Below are 22,328 nucleotides of genomic sequence, written 5' to 3'. Positions count from 1 at the left end.
ATGACCGAGACACCTGTTACGCCCGAGGCTACCGAGCCTGAGGTCCGCCTTGAACGCACCGGCCACCTGGGCCGCATCATCCTGAACCGGCCCCGGGCGATCAATGCGCTGACCGCCACCATGGTCTCCCTCATCAGCGCTGCCCTGGATGAGTGGGAGCACGACGACGGCGTTGCCACCGTTCTGCTCTCCGGTGCCGGAGAGCGCGGGCTGTGCGCGGGCGGTGACATCGTGGCCATCTACCGCGATGCGGGCAACGGCGGTGCCGAATCGGCCCGGTTCTGGGCCGAGGAATACGCGCTGAACGCCCGGATCAGCAGCTATCCCAAACCGTATGTGGCGCTGATGGACGGCATTGTCCTGGGCGGCGGCGTCGGCGTTTCCGCGCATGCCCGGCACCGCGTCGTCACTGAACGCACCAAGGTCGGCATGCCGGAAACCGGCATCGGGTTCGTGCCCGATGTGGGCGGCACCTATCTGCTGTCTCGGGCACCCGGGGAGCTGGGTACCCATGCGGCCCTGACAGCGGGAACCATGACCGGTGCCGATGCCCTGCTCCTGGGCCTGGCGGATGTTTATGTGGACAGCTCCCGGCTGGAAGAGCTCGCCGCCGCACTGGCACAGAAACCCGTGGAAGAAGTGCTGCAGGACTTCGGCTCGGAGGCTCCCGAGGCCCCGCTCGCCGCAGCCCGCGGCTGGATCGACGCGTGCTACGCCCATGAGGACGTGGAGTGCATTGTTGACGCGCTGCTCGCGTCGGAGTCCGCGGATGCGAACGCGGCAGCCGCGGCCATCCAGGCCAAGTCCCCGTCTGCGCTCAAGGTGACGCTGGCGTCACTGCGCCGGGCACGGGAACTGCCGGACCTGGCAAGCGTCCTGGAACAGGAGTACCGCGTTTCGCTCCGCGCCCTGGCCGCACCCGACTTCGCGGAAGGCGTCCGTGCCCAGGTCATCGACAAGGACCGCAACCCGCAGTGGGAGCCGGCGACGCTGGACGAGGTGCGGCAGGCCGATGTTCAGGCCTACTTTGCGCCGCTGGAGGGCGCCGAACTGCAACTTACCCCCAACCGATCAACCAGCCAGGAGCTTTCATGACATCCGAACAAGGCACCCGGATCGGTTTTATCGGGCTGGGCAACATGGGCGGCCCCATGGCCGCCAATCTTGTGGCCGCAGGCCACCGCGTCACCGGGTATGACCCCGTCCCGGCTGCGGCCGAGCGGGCAGCAGCCGCCGGTGTGCGCATGGTGGAGACCGCCGATCAGGCAGTCACCGGCACCGACATCGTCATCACCATGCTGCCCACGGGAACGCATGTGCTGAACGTCCTCTCCGGCGACGGCGACTCCCTGGGGCTGCTCGCGGCCGCCGGCCCCGACACCCTCTTCATCGAGTGCTCCACCATCTCCGTGGATGACGCCAACACCGCCCACGCCCTCATGCTGGAAACCGGACACCGCGGCCTGGACGCGCCGGTGTCCGGCGGCGTGGTGGGAGCCGAAGCGGGAACCCTGACGTTCATGGTGGGCGGAGCGGAGGAAGACTTTGCCTCGGCCCTGCCCGTGCTTGAAGTGATGGGCGGACGCGTGGTGCACTGCGGCGGGCCCGGAGCCGGGCAGGCAGCAAAAATCTGCAACAACATGATCCTGGGCGTGTCCATGATCGCCGTCAGCGAGGCCTTTGTCCTGGGCGAGGAGCTCGGCCTGACGCATGAGGCGCTGTTCAACGTCGCTTCGGCGGCATCCGGACAGTGCTGGGCACTGACCACCAACTGTCCGGTCCCCGGTCCGGTCCCCGCGAGCCCGGCGAACCGGGACTACCGGCCGGGATTCGCGGCGGCCCTCATGGCCAAGGACCTGGGTCTGGCCGCCGACGCCCTGGACTCCACCGGTGTGCAGGCCGACCTCGGCCGCCGGGCCGGGGAAATCTTCCGGAACCTGACGGATTCCGGCGGCGGCGGGGAAGACTTTTCAGCCGTCATCAAGACCATCCGCGCCGCCACCGGCGGCGCAGCGGACAGCAGCACTGACAGCAGCAGCGTCAAAAACAACAGTGACACTGCCGGGCAGCAGCCGGCAGGAAAGAGCGGAGCAGCATGAGCGAGTACGAGAACATCCTCCTGGAGCGCAGCGGCCGGGTGGGCATCATCACCCTGAACCGGCCCAAGGCGCTGAACGCGCTGAACTTCGGGATGATGCAGGACGTGGTGGCCGCAGCCACCGACCTGGACAACGATCCGGACATCGGCGCCATCGTGATCACCGGATCCGAACGGGCCTTTGCCGCCGGCGCGGACATCAAGGAAATGTCCGAGAAGACCTACATGGATATGTATCTGGGGAACTGGTTCCGCGGCTGGGACACCCTGGCGGCCGTGCGCACCCCCGTGATCGCCGCCGTCGCCGGCCACGCCCTGGGCGGCGGCTGCGAACTGGCCCTGCTGTGCGACTTCATCATCGCCGCCGACACCGCCAAGTTCGGCCAGCCGGAAATCAAGCTCGGAGTCATTCCCGGAATCGGCGGCTCGCAGCGCCTGACCCGTGCGGTGGGCAAGGCCAAAGCCATGGAAATGATCCTCACCGGCCGGACCATCGGTGCCGAGGAGGCCGAGCGCTCGGGCATGGTTTCGCGCGTGGTGCCGGCCGCGGATCTGCTCGACGACGCCCGCTCCACCGCAGAGACCATCGCCTCCATGTCCGCTCCCGTGGCCATGCTCGGCAAGGAACTCGTGAACGCCGCCTTTGAGACAACGCTGGACTCCGGCATCCGTCTGGAGCGGCGCGTGTTCCACTCCGTATTCGCCCTCGAAGACCAGAAGGAAGGAATGGCTGCGTTCATCGAAAAACGCAAGCCGGACTTCAAGCACCGCTAAGCACCGTTCCCCTCTCCACCCATCCCACCCAGTCCACCCAGAGAACGAGGCATCATGACCCAGCTCAACATTCCGGCGGAACCCGCGGCCGGAGCTTCCGAAACGCCCGATTACAGCTCGTTTCTGTCCGGCACGGACCAGCCCATGTGGATCGGCGGGGAACCGGTGGAAGCTGCCTCGGGCTCCTGGCGGGACGTCATGAACCCTGCCAAGCGGGAAATCGTGATTGCCCGGGTTCCGGCCGCAGGCCCCGAGGACGTGGACCGGGCGGTGGCCGCTGCGCGGGAAGCATTCCCGGGCTGGCGCAACGTCCACTTCACGGTCCGGGCACGGGCATTGTCCCTGATCGCGGATGAGATTGAGTCGCGGGCGGAGGACTTTGCCCGGCTTACGGCGCTGGACACCGGCAACGCCCTGCGCACGCAGGCCCGCCCGGAAGTCACCACGCTGGTGGCGCTGTTCCGTTACTTTGCCGGAATTGCCGGCGAGGTCAAGGGCGTGACACTGCCGGCCGGCGACGGCCAGCTGCAGTACACCCGGCTGGAACCGCTGGGCGTGGTGGCCTGCATCCTGCCCTGGAACTCGCCGCTGATGATTGCCGGCTTCAAGCTGCCGGCCGCCCTGGCTGCCGGCAATACGGTGATCCTCAAGGCCGCCGACGACGCCCCGCTCACCATCCTGCTGCTGGCCGAGATCTGCTCGCGCCATCTTCCGGCCGGAACCGTCAATGCGCTGACCGGACGCGGAAGCGTCATCGGCGCTGCGCTGGCCGAGCACCCCGGCGTGGATAAGGTTTCCTTCACCGGCTCCACCGAGGTGGGCCGCGGCGTCGCCCGCACCGCCGGGGAACGGCTCGCCCATGTGTCCCTGGAACTCGGCGGAAAGAACCCGTCCATCGTCTTCCCGGATGCCGTGGATGATGACCTGATTGACGGCCTGCTGCTCGCCTCCCGCTTCACCCGCCAGGGACAGAGCTGCACGGCCGGGTCCCGGCTGTTCCTGCACGAGGACATCTACGACGAGGTGCTGGAACGGCTCGCTGCCAAGCTCGGCGCCCTGAAGGTGGGCAACCCGCTGGACGAGGCCACCGACATGGGCGCAATCATCAACAACAGCCAGTTCTCCTCCATCAGCGGCTACCTTGAAGACGGCCGCGGGTCCATGGACACCATCCTGGGCGGCAGCGTTCCCGCAGAGGGCCCGCTGACCGACGGCTACTTCCACCTGCCCACGATCTTTGGCGGCGGCCGCAACGATTTCCGCCTGGCGCAGGAGGAAATCTTCGGCCCCGTGCTCGTCGCCATTCCGTGGCGCGACACCGAAGACGTCATCCGCATGGCCAATGACTCGCATTACGGACTGGCCGCCTACGTCTGGTCGCACAATTTGGACAACGCGCTGAACACCGCCCACCGGGTCGATGCCGGCTGGGTGCAGGTCAACCAGGGCGGCGGTCAGGTGGTGGGCCAGTCCTACGGCGGCTACAAGCAGAGCGGGATCGGCCGTGAGGTGTCGCTCGAAGGCATGCTGGCTGGATTCACTCAAACCAAGCAGATCAACGTTAAGCTGCGCGGCTGAACCCTGCCGGGCAGCTGAGGAATCCATGAGCAAAGGCACCCTGCGCCTTACCCGGGACGGGCCGGTGGCAACGCTGACGCTGTCCAATCCCGGCCGCCGCAATACCCTGACCGCGCACATGTGGCGGGAATTCGCCGTCGTGCTTGCTCCGCTTGCGGAGGATCCCGACGTCAAGGCGGTGATCATCCGCGGAGACGGCGAAGATTTCTCCGCCGGTGCGGACATCTCCGATTTGAAAGCGATCCTGCACAATCCGGACAACGGCCTGCACGACGGCGGCGACGTCACAGCGGGGGAGGAAGCCATTGCAGCGTTCCCCAAACCGGTCATTGCCGCCGTGGACGGGTACTGCCTGGGCGGGGCGTGGCAGGTGGCCGGTGCATGCGACATCCGGCTGGCCTCGGACCGGGCCGTTTTTGGCATCACGCCGGCCAAGATCGGGATTGTGTATCCGCTCTCCGGCATTGAGCGGCTGGTCCGGCTGGCGGGTCCCGGTGCAGCCAAGTACCTGCTGTTCAGCGGCGACTTTGTTCCCGCCGAACAGGCGCTGCGCTTGGGCCTGGTGGAACGGGTGATTCCGCAGGCGGACTTCTGGACCGACGTCGCTGCCTTTGCGCACCGGCTCGCCGGCAGGTCCCAGCTCTCGCTGCAGGCCACGAAAGAACTGGTGGACATTATTGCGGCCGGCGGGACTCCGGTGGAACTGCCCGGCCTCGAGGCGGCCAGCCGCCGCTGGCAGCACGAGATGGCGGCGGCACCGGATCCGGGGATCGGTGTCCGCGCCTTCCTTGCCAAGGAGGATCCCCGTTTCACCTGGACCGGACCGGTTTTCCCTGACGGAACGGCACCCGGCACCACCGCTGACGACACCAAGCACGAGGAAGAGGCACGATGAACCAGACCAGCGCCACCACTTTGTTCCGGGCAGCCCGGGATGAGCTGCTCGCCCTGTCGGGCAGCTATGAAAAGGCAGTGGAAACCTTCGCCTGGCCGCGGCTGGAGGGATCATTCAACTGGGCGGTGGACTGGTTTGATGCCATGGCCCGCGGCAACTCAGCCTGCGCACTGTGGATCGTGGAAGAGGACGGATCGGAGCAGAAATACAGCTTCGATGACATGGTCCGCCGGTCCGACCAGGTGGCTGCGTGGCTTTCGGCGTCCGGCGTGCAGCGCGGGGATCCCGTGATGCTGATGCTCGGCAACCAGGTGGAACTGTGGGAGAGCATGCTGGCGGCCATGAAGCTTGGCGCCGTCATCATGCCCACCGCCTCCGCCGCCGGCAGCGCCGACCTCGCGGACCGGATTCTCCGCGGGGGAGCGCGCTGGGTTATCGCCAACGCCGGGGACGCTGCAAAGTTCGACGGCGTCCCCGGGGACTACGGAAAGGTCCTGGTGGGAGGGGGAGCCTTCGACGGAGGTGCGGAGCGCCTGCGGGAGCAGGGCTGGCTGGACTACCGCCAGGCCTATGCTGCCGACCCGGTCCCGCTGCAGACCGTGACGGCCGCAGCTGATCCCCTGCTGTTCTATTTCACGTCGGGAACCACCAGCCGGCCCAAACTGGTGGAACACACGCAGGTGTCCTACCCCGTGGGCCACCTGTCCACGATGTACTTCCTGGGACTGCAGCCCGGAGACATCCACCTGAATATCAGCTCACCGGGCTGGGCCAAGCATGCCTGGAGCAGCTTCTTTGCGCCGTGGAACGCCGAAGCCACGGTCTTCATTTACAACTACGCCCGCTTCCGTCCCGAGGCGCTGCTGGAGCAGATGCACCGGGCCTCAGTCACGAGCCTGTGTGCACCGCCGACTGTCTGGCGGATGATGATCCAGTCCAGCCTGGGGGAGCGCCCGGAACACCTGCGCGAATTGATCGGCGCCGGTGAGCCGCTGAACCCCGAGGTGATTTCCAAAGTGCAGGATGCGTGGGGGCTGTCCATCCGTGACGGGTTCGGGCAAACCGAAACCACGGCGCTGGTGGGGAACACTCCCGGGGCCGACCTGCATCCGGGATCCATGGGACGTCCGCTGCCGGGCGTTCCGGTGGTTCTGATCGACCCGGCCACCGGACTTCCGGGAGAGGAAGGGGAAATCTGCCTGGACCTCTCCGCGGTGCCGCTGAACCTGATGACCGGATACCGGGGGGATCCGGAACGCACCGAAGCGGCCATGAAGGACGGCTACTTCCACACCGGGGACATGGCCGCCCGGAATGCCGGGGGATACATCACCTATATCGGGCGCACCGATGACGTGTTCAAAGCCTCCGACTACAAGATCAGCCCCTTTGAGCTGGAGAGCGTCCTGATCGAACATCCGGCAGTGGCGGAGGCCGCCGTCGTTCCCGCCCCCGATGAGCTTCGGCTGGCAGTGCCCAAAGCCTATGTGGCCCTGGCCGACGGATGGGAGCCCAACCGGGAGACAGCCCTGTCGATCCTGGCGTATGCCCGTGAACATTTGGCCCCCTATCTGCGGGTGCGCCGGCTGGAGTTCCACGAGCTGCCCAAGACGATGTCCGGGAAGATCCGCCGGGTCCAGCTGCGGGCACTGGAGAACGACGGCGGTGCCGTCCGGTCCGGCGTCGAATTCCGGGACGACGAGTTTCCGGAGCTGCGGGGGTGACCGCGACGGCCAAGCCCCTGGCGCAGGATCCGATCGGGCAGGCCCGGCGGCACTGGGAGGAACACGGATGGGAGGACGCCGCGGACGGGATGGCTGCGGTGACTGCCGTGATGCGGACCTCGCAGATCCTGTTCACCCGGGTGGAAACCGTTCTCAAGCCGTTTGGATTGACCTTTTCCCGGTTCGAACTGCTGGCCCTGCTGAGCTTTACCGCCAGCGGTGCCCTGCCCATGGCCAAGGCGGGGGCCCGGCTCCAGGTGCATCCGACGTCGGTCACCAACACCGTGGACCGGCTGGAACAGGCTGGACTGGCCGAGCGGCGCCCGCATCCTTCCGACGGGCGGACGGTCCTGGTGGAAATCACGCCTGCCGGCAGGGAACTGGTGCCCCTGGCCGCGTCCGCCCTGAACGCGGAAGTGTTTTCCCGGCCGGGGTTCGGGCAGCAGGACCTCACCGAGTTGACGGACATCCTGACCCGCTTCCGGCGCCGGGCCGGAGATTTCGATGAATCTGCAGGCGAAGGCGTCCGGATCTGAGGGCGCAGCAATCCGGCCAGGGCTGCGGGTAGGGTCGTGGTATCCAAGGAAAGGACCTGCCCGTGGTCTCCATCGTCTGGCTCCGCGACGACCTGCGCACAGCTGACAATCCCGCCCTCCTGGCCGCGGCCTCCGAAGGCGGCGCGGTGGCCCTGTATGTTCTGGATGAGCAATCACCGGGCATCCGGCCGCTGGGGTCCGCCGCAAAGTGGTGGCTGCACCACGCGTTGAAGACCCTGCGGCACGACCTTGAGGCCCTGGGCATTCCGCTGGTACTGCAGCGGGGGCCGGCGGGCGACGTCGTTCCCGCGTTCGTGCAGGAAGCGGGCGCCGAGCGGATCTTCTGGAACCGGCGCTACGGCGGGCCGGAGCGGGAGGTGGACACCGCGGTCAAGGCATGGGCCGCGGCCGCGGATGTGCACGCGGAGAGCTTCCAGGCTTCGCTGCTGCACGAACCCTGGACCGTGCGTACCGGCGGCGGCGGACCGTACCGCGTCTTCACTCCGTTCTGGCGCACGGTCTCCGCAATGGACTTCCGGGCGCCCCTTTCGGCTCCGGACAAGGCCGCCGCCCCGCCGGCCGGTATCCCCGCCGGAGAGGACCTGGCGGGCTGGAACCTGCTGCCGCTGCATCCGGACTGGTCCGCAGGGTTGGCGGAAGCCTGGACCCCGGGCGAGGAAGCCGGGTTGTCCGCCCTTGGCGACTTCCTGGCGGGCCCGGTGCAGAATTACGACGACGGCCGCGACCGCCCGGCGAAGCCCGGAACCAGTCGGCTCTCCCCGTACCTGCGATGGGGGCATGTGAGTCCGTTCCAGGTCTGGCACGCGCTGTCCCGCGTCCGCGGGAACGGGCCCGGGCCGGATGTGTTCGGCACCGAAATCGGCTGGCGTGAGTTCTGCTGGCACCAGCTCTTTCACAACCCGGATCTGGCCATGAAGAACCTGCGGCCTGCCTTCGACGGGTTCCCCTGGGAACATCCGGAAGGCGCCGGACCGCAGACCCCGGCGATCCTGCGCGGGAAGGGTGCGCAGCCGCCGTCGGAATCCCGGCCGGAGGACCTGGCCGCACTGGATGCGTGGAAGGCCGGAAGAACAGGGATTCCACTGGTCGACGCCGGCCAGCGACAGCTGTGGAGCATGGGCTGGATGCATAACCGGGTGCGGATGGTGGTCGCCAGCTTCCTGATCAAGAACCTGGGCATCCATTGGCGGGTGGGCGAGGAATGGTTCTGGGAGACACTGGTGGACGCAGACCCGGCGAGCAATCCCGCCAACTGGCAATGGGTCGCCGGCTCAGGCGCGGACGCAGCACCCTTCTTCCGGATCTTCAATCCCCAGACGCAGGCGAAGCGCTTTGATCCCGACGGTGAGTACGTCTCCCGCTGGGTGCCGGACGCCTTGACTCCCGCCTATCCCGAGCCGCTCGTGGATTTGAAGGAGTCCCGCCGGAACGCTCTGGAGGCATACGAGAGCATTCGCTGACTGGCTGCGCAGGATGCTCAGCCAGGGGAGCAGGTGCAGCGGAACTCAGCTGTCAGCGCGCGGGCCTTCAGCGGCGTAGCAGGCCCACTCGGCGAGGGCGGCTTGAATCACTATGTACCGGTCATCGAAGGTATCAGCGCGGTAGTCGTCGGAAAGGTTGTGATTGACGGCCGCGCGGAAGGCTTCGGCGTAGTCGGCGGTGGGGCCAAGCACGAAGCGGCGGTCGGGGCCGCCGCGGACGACTGCCCAGCGGGTGTCCGGCGCGGCAGCGGCAGCGGCGGCAGTGTCGTAGTAGTCCGCGGCCAGGCCGAAATGCCCGTCCCACTCCACCCCGTGCAGCGAGACTTCGCTCGGCGGCTGCTCCACTTCAGCGGCAGGCCGCCAGTCGACCACGCTCTGTTCATCGTTGAGGACCAGTGTGAGGCGGGGCCGGGCGGGAAGATTGGAACTGACAGGCACTGCGAGGGCGAGGGAGCGGGGCCGGATATTGTCCGGCTGGGTGCGGAAGACTCCTGCGGCCGTGTGCAGGATGTAGGTTGCTGCGCCGTTCGCTGAAGGCTCGCCGTAGTCGATGCGGCGCAGTGTGGTGGTGAGGTCCAATGGCTCCTAACTTTCATATCGAATCCGGGCTGTACGGTGCTTCTTCCATTTTAGGTATCCGGGTGTGCACTGACAGGAGGCGTTAATCACAGCCATGCCGGCGGACGGCCGGTGCTCGGCACAGCGGGTGATCTGGGGCATAATGACACGCAATTCTGTTTGTGCCTCTCAGGGAGCAACACACATGGCCGGTACGTCAGCTGCATCCTTCTACACCGGGCTCGTCGCCGATCTCTACAAACCGCTCAAGTCCGCCAGCTTCGATCCCCTGCAATACCGGGACCTCATTGCGCAGTACGGTGAACCGGCCCTCGAGTTGGGCTGCGGCGACGGTGACCCCCTGCTGGATCTGAGGGAGAGCGGAATCGACGTTGACGGCCTGGACTCATCCCCCGACATGATCGCCAGGCTTCACCAGCGGGCGGAAACCCGCAACCTCGACGTGAGCGCATGGGTGGCGCCGATGGAGTCAATGAATCCGTCACGTCAGTATGCAACGGTCTTTCTGGCGGGGCCCACCTTTAATCTCCTGCCCACCGACGACGCGATGCGCCAGACCCTGCACAGCATAAAACGTGCCCTCCTTCCCAACGGCACTGCCGTCGTTCCGCTTTTTGTTCCGGAGCCCGCTTCGGCCGACGACACCGGCAGTGTGACGCGGCAGGAAACGGCCAACGGGTGGATCGCCTGCCGCGTAGTCAATGTGGAACGCGACGAAAGTGCCCGCACGCAGATCACCGCCCTTCGCTACGAACGCGAAAGCAACGGCATGCTTCAGCAGCTCAAACGGAACTGGCTGCTTCACTGGATTGATGTGGACGGTTTCACCGCTCTGGCGGAGGAGGCCGGCTTCCGGATCATCGACGCGCCGGCTGCCCTGGACCATGAGCCCAGGAACGTCGTCCTGCGAAGCTGACGGTCCGGCCCGGCGTCGCATCCGCTTAACGGACAAGGTCCGTGCCGGTTGCATCCCCTGAGGGAGAACAACGGGCACGGACCTTGTCCGGCGGCCGGCGGAAACTGCCGGCCTAAGCCTGTGCTGCTGGACCTGTCCTGCTAGACCAGCTGCTAGACCTGTCCCTGACCGGGGCTGCCGGCGGGGTGGGGCTGGAGCACCTGAACGTCCATTTCGCCGGAGAGCTTGCCGTCGAGGGCAGCGGTCAGGACCTTGAACGCGGGGCTCGCCGAGTGGGCCTGCAGATCTTCGGGGCTGGCCCACTTTTCGATCATGACCAGGCGGTCGCGTCCCTCGTTGAGGCTGTACACCTCGCAGCCGGCATCCTCGGCGTGCACGCGGGCGATCGACTCTTCCAGCACGGAAATGACGTCGTCCCGGAACTCAGGCTTGGGCACCATGGTGGCTACTACAACAAGACTCATGAGTTCTGCTCCTTCAAAGCATCAAGGGCGGCGTCAACGGGAACCGATCCGTTATTCAATTCGATAGTCTGCCCGATTGTGGCGGGACGGTCCAGCACGGCGGCGGCAACAAGGGCCACGTCTTCACGGGACACCTGGGTGCCTTCGATGCCGGGGCCGGTTTCGATCTTCCCGGTGCCCGGATCCATGGTCAGCGCGCTGGGACCGAGAATGGTCCAGTCCAGTCCGCTGCTGCGCAGGTATTCATCGGCTGCGGCCTTGGCTTCGGCATACGCGAAGAAGCCGTCGTCCTTGGGGACACCGTGGTTGGGGCCCGCGCCAAAGTAGGACACCATCACATACCGCGGGACACCTGCCGCCTTGGCCGCGTCCATGGAGCGGATGGCGGCGTCGCGGTCCACCGCGTAGGTGCGTTCGGCGGTTCCCCCGCCGGCACCGGCGGACCAGACAACAGCGTCCTGGCCGGCAAGCTTCTGCGCGATTTCTTCGGTGGAGAGGTTTTCGACGTCGGCGACGACGGCGGCGGCACCCGTGGCTTCGACGTCGGAGGTGTGGTCCGGGTTGCGGAACAGTGACGTGACCTGGTGGCCGTTGGCCGTGAGGTCCTTGGCCAGGTGGAGGGCGACTTTGCCGTGGCCTCCGATGATGGCAATGCGTGACATGGTGAGTCCTTTCGTGGGGATCAGTGTCCCAGCCACCATAAGCACGCTTACGGTTTAAGCACCTACCCGTTCCGCTAATGGCTAAGCAGCCGAGTTTTACGGGCGCATCGGGAATAAAGTGCCGCGGGACGTTGGGTTCGATGTGGCCGGGCCTGTTTAGATCGGCAGATCCCGCAGCAGGCCGCCCAGCCGCATCAGCTCCACCGGGATATGTTCGGTCAGGGTGAGTCCGGCGATGTTGGCCACGGTGGACACATCGGCCACCAGCCGCACCAGGTCGGCAATCCGCATGCCGTCAGGGTTGCTGCCGGGGGAATTGGTGAAGTCGCGCCGGTCCAGGACATCCAGATCGATGTGGACCGCCAGCTGCGTCGCACCGGTGCCGGCAATCCAGTCCATAATCCTGCGGCTGTCCTCGGAAGTCTCCGTGATGCCCACGCTCTTGATGCCGAGCCGTTCCTTGACGGCTATGCCTTCGGCGTCCCACTGCCGCAGCCCGACCTGCAGGATTTTCGCCGGCGGAATCAGTGCCGGAAGCGCGGCGATGATTCCGGCGTCGCCCTCTCCCGCAAGGGTGGCCAGGGCCATGGAATGGAACCCGGTGTAGGAATCCCCGGGGACACCGGTGTCGGGGTGGGGATCAATCCAGAGCACCGCAAGGTCCTCGCCGTAGACGGAGGCGAGGTGGCTGAAGGGTGCCACGCTCACCGAACATTCACCGCCGAAGGTAACTACGGACTCGGGTGCGGCCTCCCGCAGGATGTCCAGTGCGTCGGTCAGCTGGCGCATCACGGCATCCCGGGCGTAAATGCCGTCCACCGTGGCCAGCGCTTCGTCGCTCGTGTCGGTGCTCACGGGCACGTACGCGGTGGGGCCGTCATGGTCCGGGGACATCAGTTCCAGCAGGGCCGGGCCGAGATTGAACGAAAGCTGGGTGTCGTGCGCGTCCACCCCCGGATGCAGCTGGTGGGTCGAGGGCCCGGAAGCGCCCTGCCATTGCGGAAAGATCAGGCGCAAGGCGCCGGGACCGGTGGGGGAGCTCTGGGTCATGGCCCCAATTTACGCCGCAGGGCCGGCCCGGATAAGGGCAGGGGAACCCGGCGGCCTGCCGGGAGCCGAAAAACCCGCAGGCGCAAACAAAATAGGATGGAAGCATGACTGCAACACTCGTAGCCCGGGACCTCTCCGGCGGCTACGCCCACCGCACCCTGTTCTCCCATCTCAACCTGACGGTCGCGCCGGGCGACGTCGTGGGCGTGGTGGGCTCCAACGGCGCCGGAAAATCGACCCTCCTCCGCCTGCTCGCCGGTGCCGCCGAACCGCTCGCCGGCACCGTGTCCACGGCCCCCGCCGACGCTTTCATCGGGTGGCTGCCGCAGGAACACGAACGCATCGAGGGCGAAACCGTGGCCGGATACATTGCACGCCGCACCGGTGCGGCCGCAGCCACCGAAGCCATGGAGGCCACGGCGGAGGGACTCGGGTCCGGAGCCAAGGGGGCCGACGACGCCTACGCCGTCGCGCTGGACCATTGGCTGGCCAGCGGCGCCGCCGACCTGGAGGACCGGATCCCGGCGGTCCTTGCCGAGCTGGGACTGGATGTAGGCGCTCAGGCGCTGATGACGTCGCTCTCCGGCGGGCAGGCTGCCCGCGTGGCCCTGGCGGCCCTGCTGCTGAGCCGTTTCGACATTGTGCTCCTGGACGAGCCCACCAATGACCTGGACCTGGCCGGTCTGGCCCGGCTGGAGGAATTTGTGCAGGGCCTGCGCGGCGGCGTCGTCCTCGTATCCCATGACCGCGAATTCCTCGCCCGTTGCGTGACCACCGTGGTGGAGCTTGATCTGGCACAAAACAAGGTGGCCGTGTATGACGGCGGCTATGACGCTTTCCTGGAGGAGCGCGACGTTTCGCGCCGGCACGCCCGCGAAGCCTACGAGGAATTTGCCGACAAGAAGGCGGACCTGGTCTCGCGTGCCCGCACCACGCGTGAATGGAGCTCGCAGGGCGTCCGCAATGCCATGAAGAAATCCCCGGACAATGACAAGATCCGGCGCCGGGCATCAATGGAATCCTCCGAAAAGCAGGCGCAGAAAGTGCGGCAGATGGAATCCCGGATTGCCCGCCTGGATGAAGTGGAAGAACCGCGCAAGGAATGGCAGCTGCAGTTCACCATCGGATCCGCACCCCGCTCCAGTTCCGTCGTCGCCACCCTGAATTCCGCCGTGGCGCAGCGCGGGTCGTTCACGCTTGGTCCGGTCTCCGTGCAGGTCAATGCCGGCGAGCGGATTGGCATCACCGGGCCCAACGGTGCCGGCAAATCCACGCTGCTGGCGCTTTTGCTCGGACGCCTGGAGCCCAGCGAAGGCAGCGCGTCTCTGGGATCCTCGGTGGCCGTGGGGGAAATCGACCAGGCCCGCGGACAGCTGGATCACGCCCTGGCGCTGGGAGACGCTTTTGAGGCGGCTGTTCCGGAAATGAACAGTGCCGAGGTGCGTACCCTGCTGGCCAAATTCGGGCTCAAGGCCGATCAGGTGACCAGCCGCGTGGAGTCCCTGTCCCCGGGCGAGCGCACCCGGGCATCACTGGCGCTGCTGCAGGCCCGGGGAGTAAACCTGCTGGTGCTGGATGAGCCCACCAACCACCTTGACCTGCCGGCCATCGAGCAGTTGGAGGAGGCGCTGGAAAGCTATGAAGGCGCCCTGCTGCTCGTCTCGCATGACCGGCGGATGCTGGAAAACGTCCGTCTGGATGCCCGCTGGAATGTGGACGGGGGATCCGTCACTATTCAGTGAGGATGTCCTGAGTACCGTCGGCTGCCGGGATGTGGTAAAAATTACACACGCTTTATGTCTCAAAGGCCCCCATTAAATGCGACGCATTAGATGTGGCGCAATTGCATAGTTTCGGTTTTTAGTCTCGGTCTTTAGTCTCAGTCTTTTTGGGGGGAATAGTTATCATGGCTTCACTGCAGCAACTGCTTGGAAGGACTGACCGGTGAAGGGCCTGCGCGTCATGGACGTGCCCGTCCTGCTGAGTGTCTGGGTCCTGTGCGTGACAACTGACTGGTCAACCGGCACCAAGGCCGCCCTCAATGTGGCTGCCGTGGCCCTGCTGTGCCTGAAGGAGATCCTGGTGCACCGCCGCCTGCAGCGTCTTGCCGCCGGCGGGCGGCAGCCGGCCGGGGTCCGTGTGGGTGAGCTGGCCTTCGCTGCTTAGCGCGCAGCTGTCGCTGATCGGCTTTTAGGGGCGGGCAGCGGCCGGGGTGGCGCCCGCCCCTAGGAGGCGGGCAGGAGGCAGGTCTAACGTAAAAGGTCGCACCTGACTCCTTCCAGGAATGGAGCAGCTCATGACCACAAACGTGACATCCCTGCTGATTCCCACGGCAAACGGGCTGGTCCGGGGAACCGTGGCAGACGGCGTGCGCACGTGGCGGGGCATTCCCTTTGCTGCGCCGCCGGTGGGGGATCTGAGGCTGCGTTCGCCGCAGCCGCCGGACCGCTGGAGCGGGGTGCTGGACGGATCCGCCTTTGGCGCCGCACCGCCGCAGTCCCGCAACCCGTCCCTGACCGGGTCCAGGCGGCGGGCTCCCATGGATGAGGATTGCCTCACGCTGAATATCTCCGCGCCCCTCGAACCCGAGTTCGACCGGCTCCCCGTCCTGGTGTACTTCTACGGCGGCGCGTTCAGTTCCGGGTCTTCCACTGTGAAGACCTACCGGGGCTCCAATCTGGTCCGGGCCGGGGAAGCGGTTTACGTTTCCCTGAATTACCGGATCGGAGCCCTGGGGTTCATGGATTTCAGTTCCTTTTCCGGCCCGGGCCGGACCTTCGACTCCAATCTGGGACTCCGCGATCAGGTGGCTGCCCTGGAATGGGTCCGGGACAACATCGAAGCGTTCGGCGGGGATCCGGAGAATGTGACCATTTTCGGAGAGTCCGCCGGAGGGATCTCCGTGACATCGCTGATGTGCATCCCGGCCGCCAGGGGGCTCTTCCATCAGGCCTATGCCCAGAGTGCCGCCCCGTCCAGTGCCTACTCCCGCGAGCTCCATGCGTCCTGGGCGCGGGATCTGCTGGCGATCCTCAAGGTGCCGCTGTCCGATGCCGCTGACGCCCTGTCCACCCTTCCGGCCTCCGCGCTGGTGCGTGCCACCAGCGAGCTGACGTCCAAGATTGGACCGGCCGCGAAGCCGGGTTCGCTGAGTGTCTCGCCGGTGATCGACGGCGACTTCCTGCCCGAGCACCCCTTCGACACGTTCATGAAGGGGAACTCGGCTCCGGTGCCGCTGGTTTTGGGCACCATGGCCCGGGAGGGAGCGCTGTTCGCCCGGATTGTGGACATCCTCCCTTCCACCCCGGACCGGATTGAAAAGATGTTTGCCGGCACCGACCCCCAGGCCCAGTCCCGGGTGCTTGCCGCTTATCCCGGGTATCCGTCCCGGGAACAGTCGGTGGAAATCAGCGGCGACCTCGTGTTCTGGTACCCCTCCACCGTGGTGGCCGAATCCCATTCTCTGGTGGCACCCACCTGGTCCTACCGGTATGACTTCGCCACTCCGATGATGAACCTGCTCGGTTTCGGAGCGACCCACGCCATGGATGTTCCCGTGATGTTCGGTGAGACCCGCGAGCCCATTACGCGGGCCCTGTCCCTGCTCGGCGGGGCAGCGGCCCTGAAGGAACTCTCGGCGCGTTTCCAGGGGACCCTGCTGAGCCTGGCGAAAACCGGGTGCCCGGGTCCTGACTGGCCGCGCTACGAACCGGTGGAGCGTCGGACCCGGATTTTCGACGTCGAGGACCGGATCGAGCTGGACCCGTTCCCGGAGCGGCGCCGCGCCTGGGCGGGATACCGGGGCTATTTGTGATGGAGTCCACAGACAGGCTGTGGGAGTGTTAACCCAGCTATGGAAGTCTTGCCCCTACGCGGTGCATAAAGCAGCGTGCAAAAGGAGAGTTGGCCAGCATGAGTGAACATTACGACGTCGTGATTCTGGGAGCCGGACCGGGCGGCTACGTGGCGGCTATTCGGGCGGCCCAGCTCGGTTTGAGCGTGGCAGTGGTGGAGGAGAAGTACTGGGGCGGTGTGTGCCTGAACGTGGGCTGCATTCCTTCCAAAGCGTTGCTGCGCAACGCCGAGCTCGCCCAGATTTTCACCAACCAGGCGAAAACCTTCGGCATGAGCGGAGACGTTTCGTTTGATTTCGGCGCCGCATTCGACCGCAGCCGGCAGGTCGCCGACGGCAGGGTCAAGGGCGTCCACTTCCTGATGAAGAAAAACAAAATCACCGAGTATGACGGCCACGGGGTGTTCACTGATGACCACACCCTTGAAGTGTCGCTCTCGAAGGGCGGCAGTGAAAGCATCACCTTCGACAACGCCATCATTGCCACGGGGACTTATGTGCGCCTGCTGCCGGGTGTCGAACTCTCCGAGAATGTCGTGACGTATGAGGCCCAGATCATGGACCGGGATCTGCCGAAGAAGATCGTGATTGTGGGTGCCGGTGCCATCGGCATGGAATTCGCGTATGTGCACCGCAGCTACGGCGTGGACGTGACCATTATCGAATTCCTGGACCGGGCCCTGCCCAATGAGGACGCGGACGTCTCCAAGGAGATCGCCAAACAGTACAAGAAACTGGGCATCCCCATCATGACCTCCACGAAGGTGGAGACGGTGACGGACAACGGCTCCTCGGTGACCGTGACCTATAAGGACAAGAACGGCAAAGACGGTTCCATCGAATCGGACCGGGTGATGATGTCCATCGGCTTTGCGCCGCGCACCGAAGGATACGGCCTGGAAAAGACCGGCGTTCAGCTCACTGACCGCGGGGCAATTGCCATTGACGAGTTCATGCGCACCAATGTCCCGCACATCTACGCTATCGGCGACGTAACGGCCAAGCTGCAGCTGGCCCACGTGGCCGAAGCCATGGGCGTAGTGGCCGCCGAGACCATCGGCAAGGCCGAAACCATGCCCCTGGGGGACTACCGGATGATGCCCCGGGCCACGTTCTGCCAGCCGCAGGTGGCCAGCTTTGGGCTGACCGAGCAGCAGGCCCGCGACGCTGGCCATGACGTGGTGGTGAGCACGTTCCCGTTCACGGCCAACGGCAAGGCCCACGGACTGGGCGAACCGGTGGGGTTCGTGAAGCTGGTGGCGGACAAGGAACACCTGGAACTTCTTGGCGGCCACCTGATCGGGCCGGATGTTTCCGAGCTGCTGCCCGAACTGACCCTGGCCCAGAAATGGGACCTGACCGCCTATGAGCTGGCACGGAACGTACATACGCACCCCACGCTCAGCGAGGCACTGCAGGAGGCGTTCCACGGCCTCACCGGACACATGATCAACTTCTAGCCGGGCCGGGCGGGAGCCGGAATCTTGACACGGCTCCCGGGCCCGGAGAACCCTTTTCAGTAGGGGGCGGTCCGGGGAGGTCTGCACTGTGCAAACCGGCAAAACCGCGCAAACCGGCAAAACCGCGGAGAGCGGCAAAACGCTGAGAACCGGCAAAGTAGTTCTGATCGTCATCGGAAGCCTGCTGATCCTGATGGGTTTGGGATTGGCGGCGGGCGCGGCTGTTGCGGGGGTGTTCAACGCCGGGCAAAGCGATGACCGCTTCCTGTCGCTTCCTGAAGAGACCTATGAGGTTGATTCGTATGCGTTGACCCTGCCTGATGTGAGCGTGGACGGCGGGGCGCGGGCGGAAGACGCCGTTGCAACGCTGCAGCTGGAAGGCGAGTCGGTACAGGGCCGGGACCTGTTCATCGGTATCGGCCCAAGCGACGAGGTGGACCGCTACCTCCGGGACGTGCCGCGCAGCGAGCTGCAGGACGTTTCCCTCGCTCCTTTCCGTGTCGATTACCTGGAGGTCCAGGGCACCAGGGCTCCCGCGCCTCCGGGCAGCCAGGACTTCTGGGCAGAGAGCGCCAGCGGGAGCGGTGAACAGTCTCTGGAATGGAACCTGGACGACGGGGACTGGTCTGTTGTGATCATGAACGCGGACGGGAGCCGGTCGGTTGCCGCGGACCTGCAGGCGGGGGTGCGGGCTGATTTCCTTGGCCCGCTGACGTGGATCCTGCTGGTCTCCAGCATCGTCTTCCTCATTGCCGGGATTGCCCTGGTGGTTGCCGGGGCTTCCGGGCTTCGGCACCGCGGCGGAGGCGTCCGTCCTGCGGACACCGGTGATCCGGGGCATCCGGGGCAACCAGGGCAACCGGGGCAGCCCGCCGGGGTGCCCGCAGCGCCTCAGACTTACGGCCAGATGCAGGACCGGTACGGACGTCCCGGACCGTACGGATCAGCTGCGGAGCCCGCAGAATCCGCCGGCTCCGCTGCAGGGTCCGCCGGTGCGCACGCCGCCGGAGCCGGCCCGGCATCCGGGGCAGCTGCGGCCGCGGGTGCCGCGGGAGTTTACGGAGGAGGCCCCGCCGTCGGCCTGCGGGACCCGGAACTGGCCGGTCCGCGCTATCCTGCGCGGCTCTACGGCGAAATAGATCCCAACCTTTCCCGCTGGATGTGGCTGGTCAAATGGTTCCTGGCAATCCCGCACTACATTGTGCTGTTCTTCCTGTGGATCGCCTTCTTCGTCACCACCGTGATTGCAGGGATCGTCATCCTCTTCACCGGGCGGTATCCGCGGGGGCTTTTTGAATTCAATGTGGGAGTGGTGCGCTGGAGCTGGCGGGTGACGTTCTATGCCACGCATGCGCTGGGGACGGACCGGTATCCGCCGTTCACTTTGGAGCGCACCGATTACCCGGCGGATTTCAGTGTTGATTATCCCCGGGAGCTCTCCCGCTGGCTGGTGCTGGTGAAGTGGTGGCTGCTGGTCCTTCCGCAGGCACTGGTGGTCGCAGCCTTCACCCAGGCCTCCGTGGTCGTCAACCGGTTCTATCCCGTGGGCAGCCAGGACGACACCGGCGGATGGTCCCGGATGGTCCCGGGCGGGATGTGGACCGATGCGTGGGATGAGGGATGGGAAGGGGCGCCGGCCGTGGTCAGCCGGCAGGGCCTGTCCCTGCTGGTGCTGCTGGTCCTCATTGCCGCTGTCATCCTGTTGTTCCGCGGCCGGTATCCGCGCCATCTGTTTGACCTGATCATGGGTCTGAACCGGTGGTCCTACCGCGTGCTGGCCTACGGCGCGCTGATGCGGGACGAGTATCCGCCCTTCCGCCTGGACCAGGGCCCGGCGGACCGCAGGGACGAGGCCGCAGGACTCGGCCGCCCGGGACCAGGATCCGGCTAGGCGGAGGTCCCGAGGATGCAGAACTCGTTGCCTTCGGGATCCGCCAGCACGGTCCACGTGACATCGGGTTCCTGGCCCACGTCAGCCCGGACGGCGCCCAGAGCCAGCAGCCGCTGCACTTCCTCCTCGCCCGTGCAGCCGTCCGCCCGCAGGTCCAGGTGCAGCCGGTTCTTCACCGATTTGTGCTCCGGTACGGGCACAATGTCGATGGGCGGGCCGTAGCCGTCAACGGGGGCAAGACTGATGATGCCGTCGCCCTCCTCCTCGATGCGGTAATCCAGCGCCCGGGTCCAAAAATCCGCCAGCCGGCGGACATCAACGGCGTCAAGGGCAAGCGAAGCAAATTTGCTGGTCAAGATGGCTCCCGGCTGAAGGAAAACTGCCTGTGGTGTCCGTCCGGTGAGAGTGGCTCACACGGCACGCTGAACCTAACACACCCTGCCGGGCAGAGCGTCCGGCCAATACCCCGGAGCTGCCGCCGCCGCCCGGAAACCCGCAGGTGTTTTCCCTCACCGCGGGCCGGGCCCGGACGCGCGGGGCCGGGGCGCTCCTTTCATGCCCGAACGGCAGATGTGACGGAGGTCCGTCAGGTGCGTCACAGCCGTCATTCAGGGCCCCTGTGCCTCGGTAATCTTGAAATATGGACCTCGAAAACATTAATTTCCACACCCGGAAGTGGGTCCGTCCCGAAGACCTCAACGCTAACGGAACCCTGTTCGGCGGCAGCCTTCTGCGATGGATCGATGAAGAAGCAACAATTTATGCCATTCTGCAGATGGGCAACGGCCGAGTGGTCACCAAGCTGATGTCGGAGATCAACTTCGTCAGCTCCGCCCAGCAGGGCGACATGATCGAAATGGGACTGCGCGCCACAAAGTTTGGCCGGACCTCCCTGACGATGCGCGCCGAAGTGCGCAACATGGTCACCCGCCGCAGCATCCTGACGATCGACCGGATCGTTTTCGTCAGCCTCGACTCCCACGGGCACCCGATGCCGCACGGTTATACCGAGATCACCTATGACCGGGACCGGCTTCCCGCCGAGCACATTGCTCCCATTGAAGTCGATGCCTAAAAGCTGGTAACAGTGCCTGAAAAGGCTTGACCGGCGCCGCAGCGGATTTGGCACAGCGGGCCTCCCGGCCGGCCCTCCAAGCAGTCAGGGTCCGGTTCGCCGTGCCATACTCGACAGAGCAGCAAAGCCCTTGGATATAAGGTGCGGCTGCGCTGGCGCACCCGCAGGAACTGTTCCGGGCAGCTGACGCAGTTGCCTGGAACGGAGCCTGCATGCCGGATCCCGTACAGCCCCTGACCACTGACTCCCTGATAGGGGACTGGCTGGACCATCCCGCCGGACATACGGTCATGATCGATCTGCTGGCCCGCCGAAGCCCTGACGCCCGGGCACTGTATGCCGTCCGCAAGCTGCCGCTCTCCTCGCTGGTAACGCTGAGCAACGGTGTGGTGACCACGGATTATCTGGACCTGATGGTGGAGGCGGCCAACCGTCTTATGGATGAATCAGTCCAGCCGGCCACTGCCCATCTCTTCCCTTCAGCTCCGCCCCCGGCTCCGAACGACTGGGTGGAGCCGCTGGTGGAGGGCCGTTTTGACGGTAAGACGGTGGTGGTGTCCGGTGCAGCGTCGGGCATTGGCCGGGCCACCGCGCTGCGCGTCGCGCGCGAGGGCGGCCACGTGATTGCCGTGGATCTCAGCACGCTGCGGATGGAAGCGCTTCTCGAAACCGCCCCGGATCTGGACATCGCCGGAGTGGTTGCCGATATTTCCAACCAGTCCGACGTCAACAGGATTGCCGTCATGGCTCAGGGCCGCGTGGACGGGCTGGCAGTTGTGGCGGGAATCGCGGACAACATGGTGGCCCTGCATGAAGTCGAGGACGAACTCTGGGAGAGCGTCTTCCGCATCAACGTGGACGGACCCTTCCGGCTCTCACGCGCCCTGATTCCGCTGATGCTCTCCCGCGGCACCGGCTCCATTGTGAATGTTTCCTCCCAGGCCGGCCTGCGCGGCTCCATTGCCGGAGCCGCGTACACGGCGTCCAAGCATGCGGTGATCGGCCTGACGCGCAGTGCGGCGTTCATCTACAGTCCGCGCGGCATCCGCGTGAACGCCGTCATCCCCCGGCCCACCCGCTCCGCCCTGGAGTCCAACTACGGTTCCCTCGGCGGCGCCGGGCCGCTGCCCTCACCCACGCTGACTTCCCCCGAAATTGAGTCGGCTCAAATTGCCTCTCCCATGACCTACCTGCTCAGCGACGACGCCGCCAACGTCACCGGGGCGATCATGCCGGCGGACGAAGGCTGGGGTGTGGCCTAGCGGCCGCTG

Annotated in this window: 21 protein-coding genes; 16 read left to right on the top strand and 5 right to left on the bottom strand. The window is 66.0% G+C overall.

What is annotated here, in order from left to right; translation table 11 throughout:
• The 8 genes from AC4D2W_RS03930 to AC4D2W_RS03895 all read left to right on the top strand — a co-directional run bounded on the left by AC4D2W_RS03930 (nt 1) and on the right by AC4D2W_RS03895 (nt 9,086).
• On the top strand, nt 1-1,095 hold the full coding sequence (locus tag AC4D2W_RS03930; protein WP_490925585.1) for an enoyl-CoA hydratase/isomerase family protein: 1,095 nt from the start codon (nt 1-3) through the stop codon (nt 1,093-1,095).
• Nucleotides 1,092-2,099, top strand: coding sequence for a 3-hydroxyisobutyrate dehydrogenase (gene mmsB, locus AC4D2W_RS03925; RefSeq protein ID WP_490925584.1), 1,008 nt, complete (start codon nt 1,092-1,094; stop codon nt 2,097-2,099). The genes AC4D2W_RS03930 and mmsB overlap by 4 nt, the downstream gene beginning before the upstream one ends.
• Complete coding sequence (locus AC4D2W_RS03920; RefSeq protein WP_490925583.1) at nt 2,096-2,872, top strand: enoyl-CoA hydratase; 777 nt, start codon at nt 2,096-2,098, stop codon at nt 2,870-2,872. The genes mmsB and AC4D2W_RS03920 overlap by 4 nt, the downstream gene beginning before the upstream one ends.
• 54 nt (nt 2,873-2,926) lie before the next feature.
• Nucleotides 2,927-4,450 (top strand): aldehyde dehydrogenase family protein, encoded by a 1,524-nt coding sequence (locus AC4D2W_RS03915; protein WP_490925582.1) that lies wholly within the window; start codon nt 2,927-2,929, stop codon nt 4,448-4,450.
• A gap of 25 nt (nt 4,451-4,475) precedes the next feature.
• A complete protein-coding gene (locus tag AC4D2W_RS03910) occupies nt 4,476-5,345 on the top strand; it encodes an enoyl-CoA hydratase/isomerase family protein (protein WP_490925581.1) in 870 nt (289 codons plus the stop codon).
• Nucleotides 5,342-7,069, top strand: coding sequence for an AMP-binding protein (locus tag AC4D2W_RS03905; protein WP_490925580.1), 1,728 nt, complete (start codon nt 5,342-5,344; stop codon nt 7,067-7,069). The genes AC4D2W_RS03910 and AC4D2W_RS03905 overlap by 4 nt, the downstream gene beginning before the upstream one ends.
• Nucleotides 7,066-7,605 carry a MarR family winged helix-turn-helix transcriptional regulator gene (locus AC4D2W_RS03900; protein ID WP_490925579.1) on the top strand — a complete coding sequence of 180 codons (540 nt, stop codon included), beginning with the start codon at nt 7,066-7,068 and terminating at the stop codon, nt 7,603-7,605. The genes AC4D2W_RS03905 and AC4D2W_RS03900 overlap by 4 nt, the downstream gene beginning before the upstream one ends.
• 62 nt (nt 7,606-7,667) lie before the next feature.
• Nucleotides 7,668-9,086 (top strand): cryptochrome/photolyase family protein, encoded by a 1,419-nt coding sequence (locus AC4D2W_RS03895; protein ID WP_490925578.1) that lies wholly within the window; start codon nt 7,668-7,670, stop codon nt 9,084-9,086.
• Nucleotides 9,087-9,131: 45 nt separating this feature from the next.
• On the opposite strand, the gene AC4D2W_RS03890 is transcribed toward AC4D2W_RS03895, so the two are convergent.
• A complete protein-coding gene (locus AC4D2W_RS03890; protein ID WP_490925577.1) occupies nt 9,132-9,686 on the bottom strand; it encodes a hypothetical protein in 555 nt (184 codons plus the stop codon).
• 184 nt (nt 9,687-9,870) lie between these two features.
• On the opposite strand from AC4D2W_RS03890, the gene AC4D2W_RS03885 reads away from it, so the two are divergent.
• Nucleotides 9,871-10,602, top strand: coding sequence for a class I SAM-dependent methyltransferase (locus AC4D2W_RS03885; RefSeq protein WP_490925576.1), 732 nt, complete (start codon nt 9,871-9,873; stop codon nt 10,600-10,602).
• 152 nt (nt 10,603-10,754) lie between these two features.
• Here the strand turns inward: AC4D2W_RS03885 and AC4D2W_RS03880 are convergent, their stop codons facing one another.
• From AC4D2W_RS03880 to AC4D2W_RS03870, 3 genes are all read right to left on the bottom strand, one after another.
• On the bottom strand, nt 10,755-11,066 hold the full coding sequence (locus tag AC4D2W_RS03880; RefSeq protein WP_490925574.1) for a putative quinol monooxygenase: 312 nt from the start codon (nt 11,064-11,066) through the stop codon (nt 10,755-10,757).
• Nucleotides 11,063-11,728 (bottom strand): SDR family oxidoreductase, encoded by a 666-nt coding sequence (locus tag AC4D2W_RS03875; RefSeq protein WP_490925573.1) that lies wholly within the window; start codon nt 11,726-11,728, stop codon nt 11,063-11,065. Before AC4D2W_RS03875 ends, AC4D2W_RS03880 begins: the two co-directional genes overlap by 4 nt.
• A 156-nt stretch (nt 11,729-11,884) precedes the next feature.
• Nucleotides 11,885-12,778, bottom strand: coding sequence for an arginase family protein (locus tag AC4D2W_RS03870; RefSeq protein WP_490925572.1), 894 nt, complete (start codon nt 12,776-12,778; stop codon nt 11,885-11,887).
• 104 nt (nt 12,779-12,882) lie between these two features.
• Between AC4D2W_RS03870 and AC4D2W_RS03865 the strand changes: the two genes are divergently transcribed.
• The 5 genes from AC4D2W_RS03865 to AC4D2W_RS03845 all read left to right on the top strand — a co-directional run bounded on the left by AC4D2W_RS03865 (nt 12,883) and on the right by AC4D2W_RS03845 (nt 19,982).
• Nucleotides 12,883-14,520 (top strand): ABC-F family ATP-binding cassette domain-containing protein, encoded by a 1,638-nt coding sequence (locus tag AC4D2W_RS03865; protein WP_490925571.1) that lies wholly within the window; start codon nt 12,883-12,885, stop codon nt 14,518-14,520.
• A gap of 202 nt (nt 14,521-14,722) precedes the next feature.
• Entirely contained in the window at nt 14,723-14,944 is a 222-nt protein-coding gene (locus tag AC4D2W_RS03860) for a hypothetical protein (protein WP_490925570.1), read from the top strand.
• Between the two features lie 130 nt (nt 14,945-15,074).
• Complete coding sequence (locus AC4D2W_RS03855; protein ID WP_490925569.1) at nt 15,075-16,592, top strand: carboxylesterase/lipase family protein; 1,518 nt, start codon at nt 15,075-15,077, stop codon at nt 16,590-16,592.
• Between the two features lie 98 nt (nt 16,593-16,690).
• Nucleotides 16,691-18,091 (top strand): dihydrolipoyl dehydrogenase, encoded by a 1,401-nt coding sequence (gene lpdA, locus AC4D2W_RS03850; protein ID WP_490925568.1) that lies wholly within the window; start codon nt 16,691-16,693, stop codon nt 18,089-18,091.
• 88 nt (nt 18,092-18,179) lie between these two features.
• Nucleotides 18,180-19,982, top strand: coding sequence for a DUF4389 domain-containing protein (locus AC4D2W_RS03845; RefSeq protein ID WP_490925567.1), 1,803 nt, complete (start codon nt 18,180-18,182; stop codon nt 19,980-19,982).
• Here the strand turns inward: AC4D2W_RS03845 and AC4D2W_RS03840 are convergent.
• On the bottom strand, nt 19,979-20,338 hold the full coding sequence (locus AC4D2W_RS03840; RefSeq protein WP_490925566.1) for a VOC family protein: 360 nt from the start codon (nt 20,336-20,338) through the stop codon (nt 19,979-19,981). The two genes, AC4D2W_RS03845 and AC4D2W_RS03840, sit on opposite strands and share 4 nt — an antisense overlap.
• A gap of 284 nt (nt 20,339-20,622) precedes the next feature.
• Between AC4D2W_RS03840 and AC4D2W_RS03835 the strand changes: the two genes are divergently transcribed.
• Both AC4D2W_RS03835 and AC4D2W_RS03830 read left to right on the top strand, forming a co-directional pair.
• Complete coding sequence (locus AC4D2W_RS03835; protein ID WP_490925565.1) at nt 20,623-21,057, top strand: acyl-CoA thioesterase; 435 nt, start codon at nt 20,623-20,625, stop codon at nt 21,055-21,057.
• 212 nt (nt 21,058-21,269) lie between these two features.
• Nucleotides 21,270-22,319, top strand: a complete 1,050-nt coding sequence (locus AC4D2W_RS03830; protein ID WP_490925564.1) for an SDR family NAD(P)-dependent oxidoreductase — start codon at nt 21,270-21,272, stop codon at nt 22,317-22,319.
• Nucleotides 22,320-22,328 lie beyond the last annotated feature (9 nt).

It is taken from the genome of Arthrobacter sp. TJ-58, from assembly GCF_058269295.1.
Note: the sequence above shows the minus strand (reverse complement) of the source record. Positions and strands in the feature narration are given on the sequence as shown.

Coding starts and splice junctions, on each gene's coding strand:
- AC4D2W_RS03930 (WP_490925585.1), top strand. CDS start 1: ATGACCGAGACACCTGTTACGCCCGAGGCTACCGAGCCTGAGGTCCGC.
- mmsB (WP_490925584.1), top strand. CDS start 1,092: ATGACATCCGAACAAGGCACCCGGATCGGTTTTATCGGGCTGGGCAAC.
- AC4D2W_RS03920 (WP_490925583.1), top strand. CDS start 2,096: ATGAGCGAGTACGAGAACATCCTCCTGGAGCGCAGCGGCCGGGTGGGC.
- AC4D2W_RS03915 (WP_490925582.1), top strand. CDS start 2,927: ATGACCCAGCTCAACATTCCGGCGGAACCCGCGGCCGGAGCTTCCGAA.
- AC4D2W_RS03910 (WP_490925581.1), top strand. CDS start 4,476: ATGAGCAAAGGCACCCTGCGCCTTACCCGGGACGGGCCGGTGGCAACG.
- AC4D2W_RS03905 (WP_490925580.1), top strand. CDS start 5,342: ATGAACCAGACCAGCGCCACCACTTTGTTCCGGGCAGCCCGGGATGAG.
- AC4D2W_RS03885 (WP_490925576.1), top strand. CDS start 9,871: ATGGCCGGTACGTCAGCTGCATCCTTCTACACCGGGCTCGTCGCCGAT.
- AC4D2W_RS03880 (WP_490925574.1), bottom strand. CDS start 11,066: ATGAGTCTTGTTGTAGTAGCCACCATGGTGCCCAAGCCTGAGTTCCGG.
- AC4D2W_RS03875 (WP_490925573.1), bottom strand. CDS start 11,728: ATGTCACGCATTGCCATCATCGGAGGCCACGGCAAAGTCGCCCTCCAC.
- AC4D2W_RS03870 (WP_490925572.1), bottom strand. CDS start 12,778: ATGACCCAGAGCTCCCCCACCGGTCCCGGCGCCTTGCGCCTGATCTTT.
- AC4D2W_RS03865 (WP_490925571.1), top strand. CDS start 12,883: ATGACTGCAACACTCGTAGCCCGGGACCTCTCCGGCGGCTACGCCCAC.
- AC4D2W_RS03855 (WP_490925569.1), top strand. CDS start 15,075: ATGACCACAAACGTGACATCCCTGCTGATTCCCACGGCAAACGGGCTG.
- lpdA (WP_490925568.1), top strand. CDS start 16,691: ATGAGTGAACATTACGACGTCGTGATTCTGGGAGCCGGACCGGGCGGC.
- AC4D2W_RS03835 (WP_490925565.1), top strand. CDS start 20,623: ATGGACCTCGAAAACATTAATTTCCACACCCGGAAGTGGGTCCGTCCC.
- AC4D2W_RS03830 (WP_490925564.1), top strand. CDS start 21,270: ATGCCGGATCCCGTACAGCCCCTGACCACTGACTCCCTGATAGGGGAC.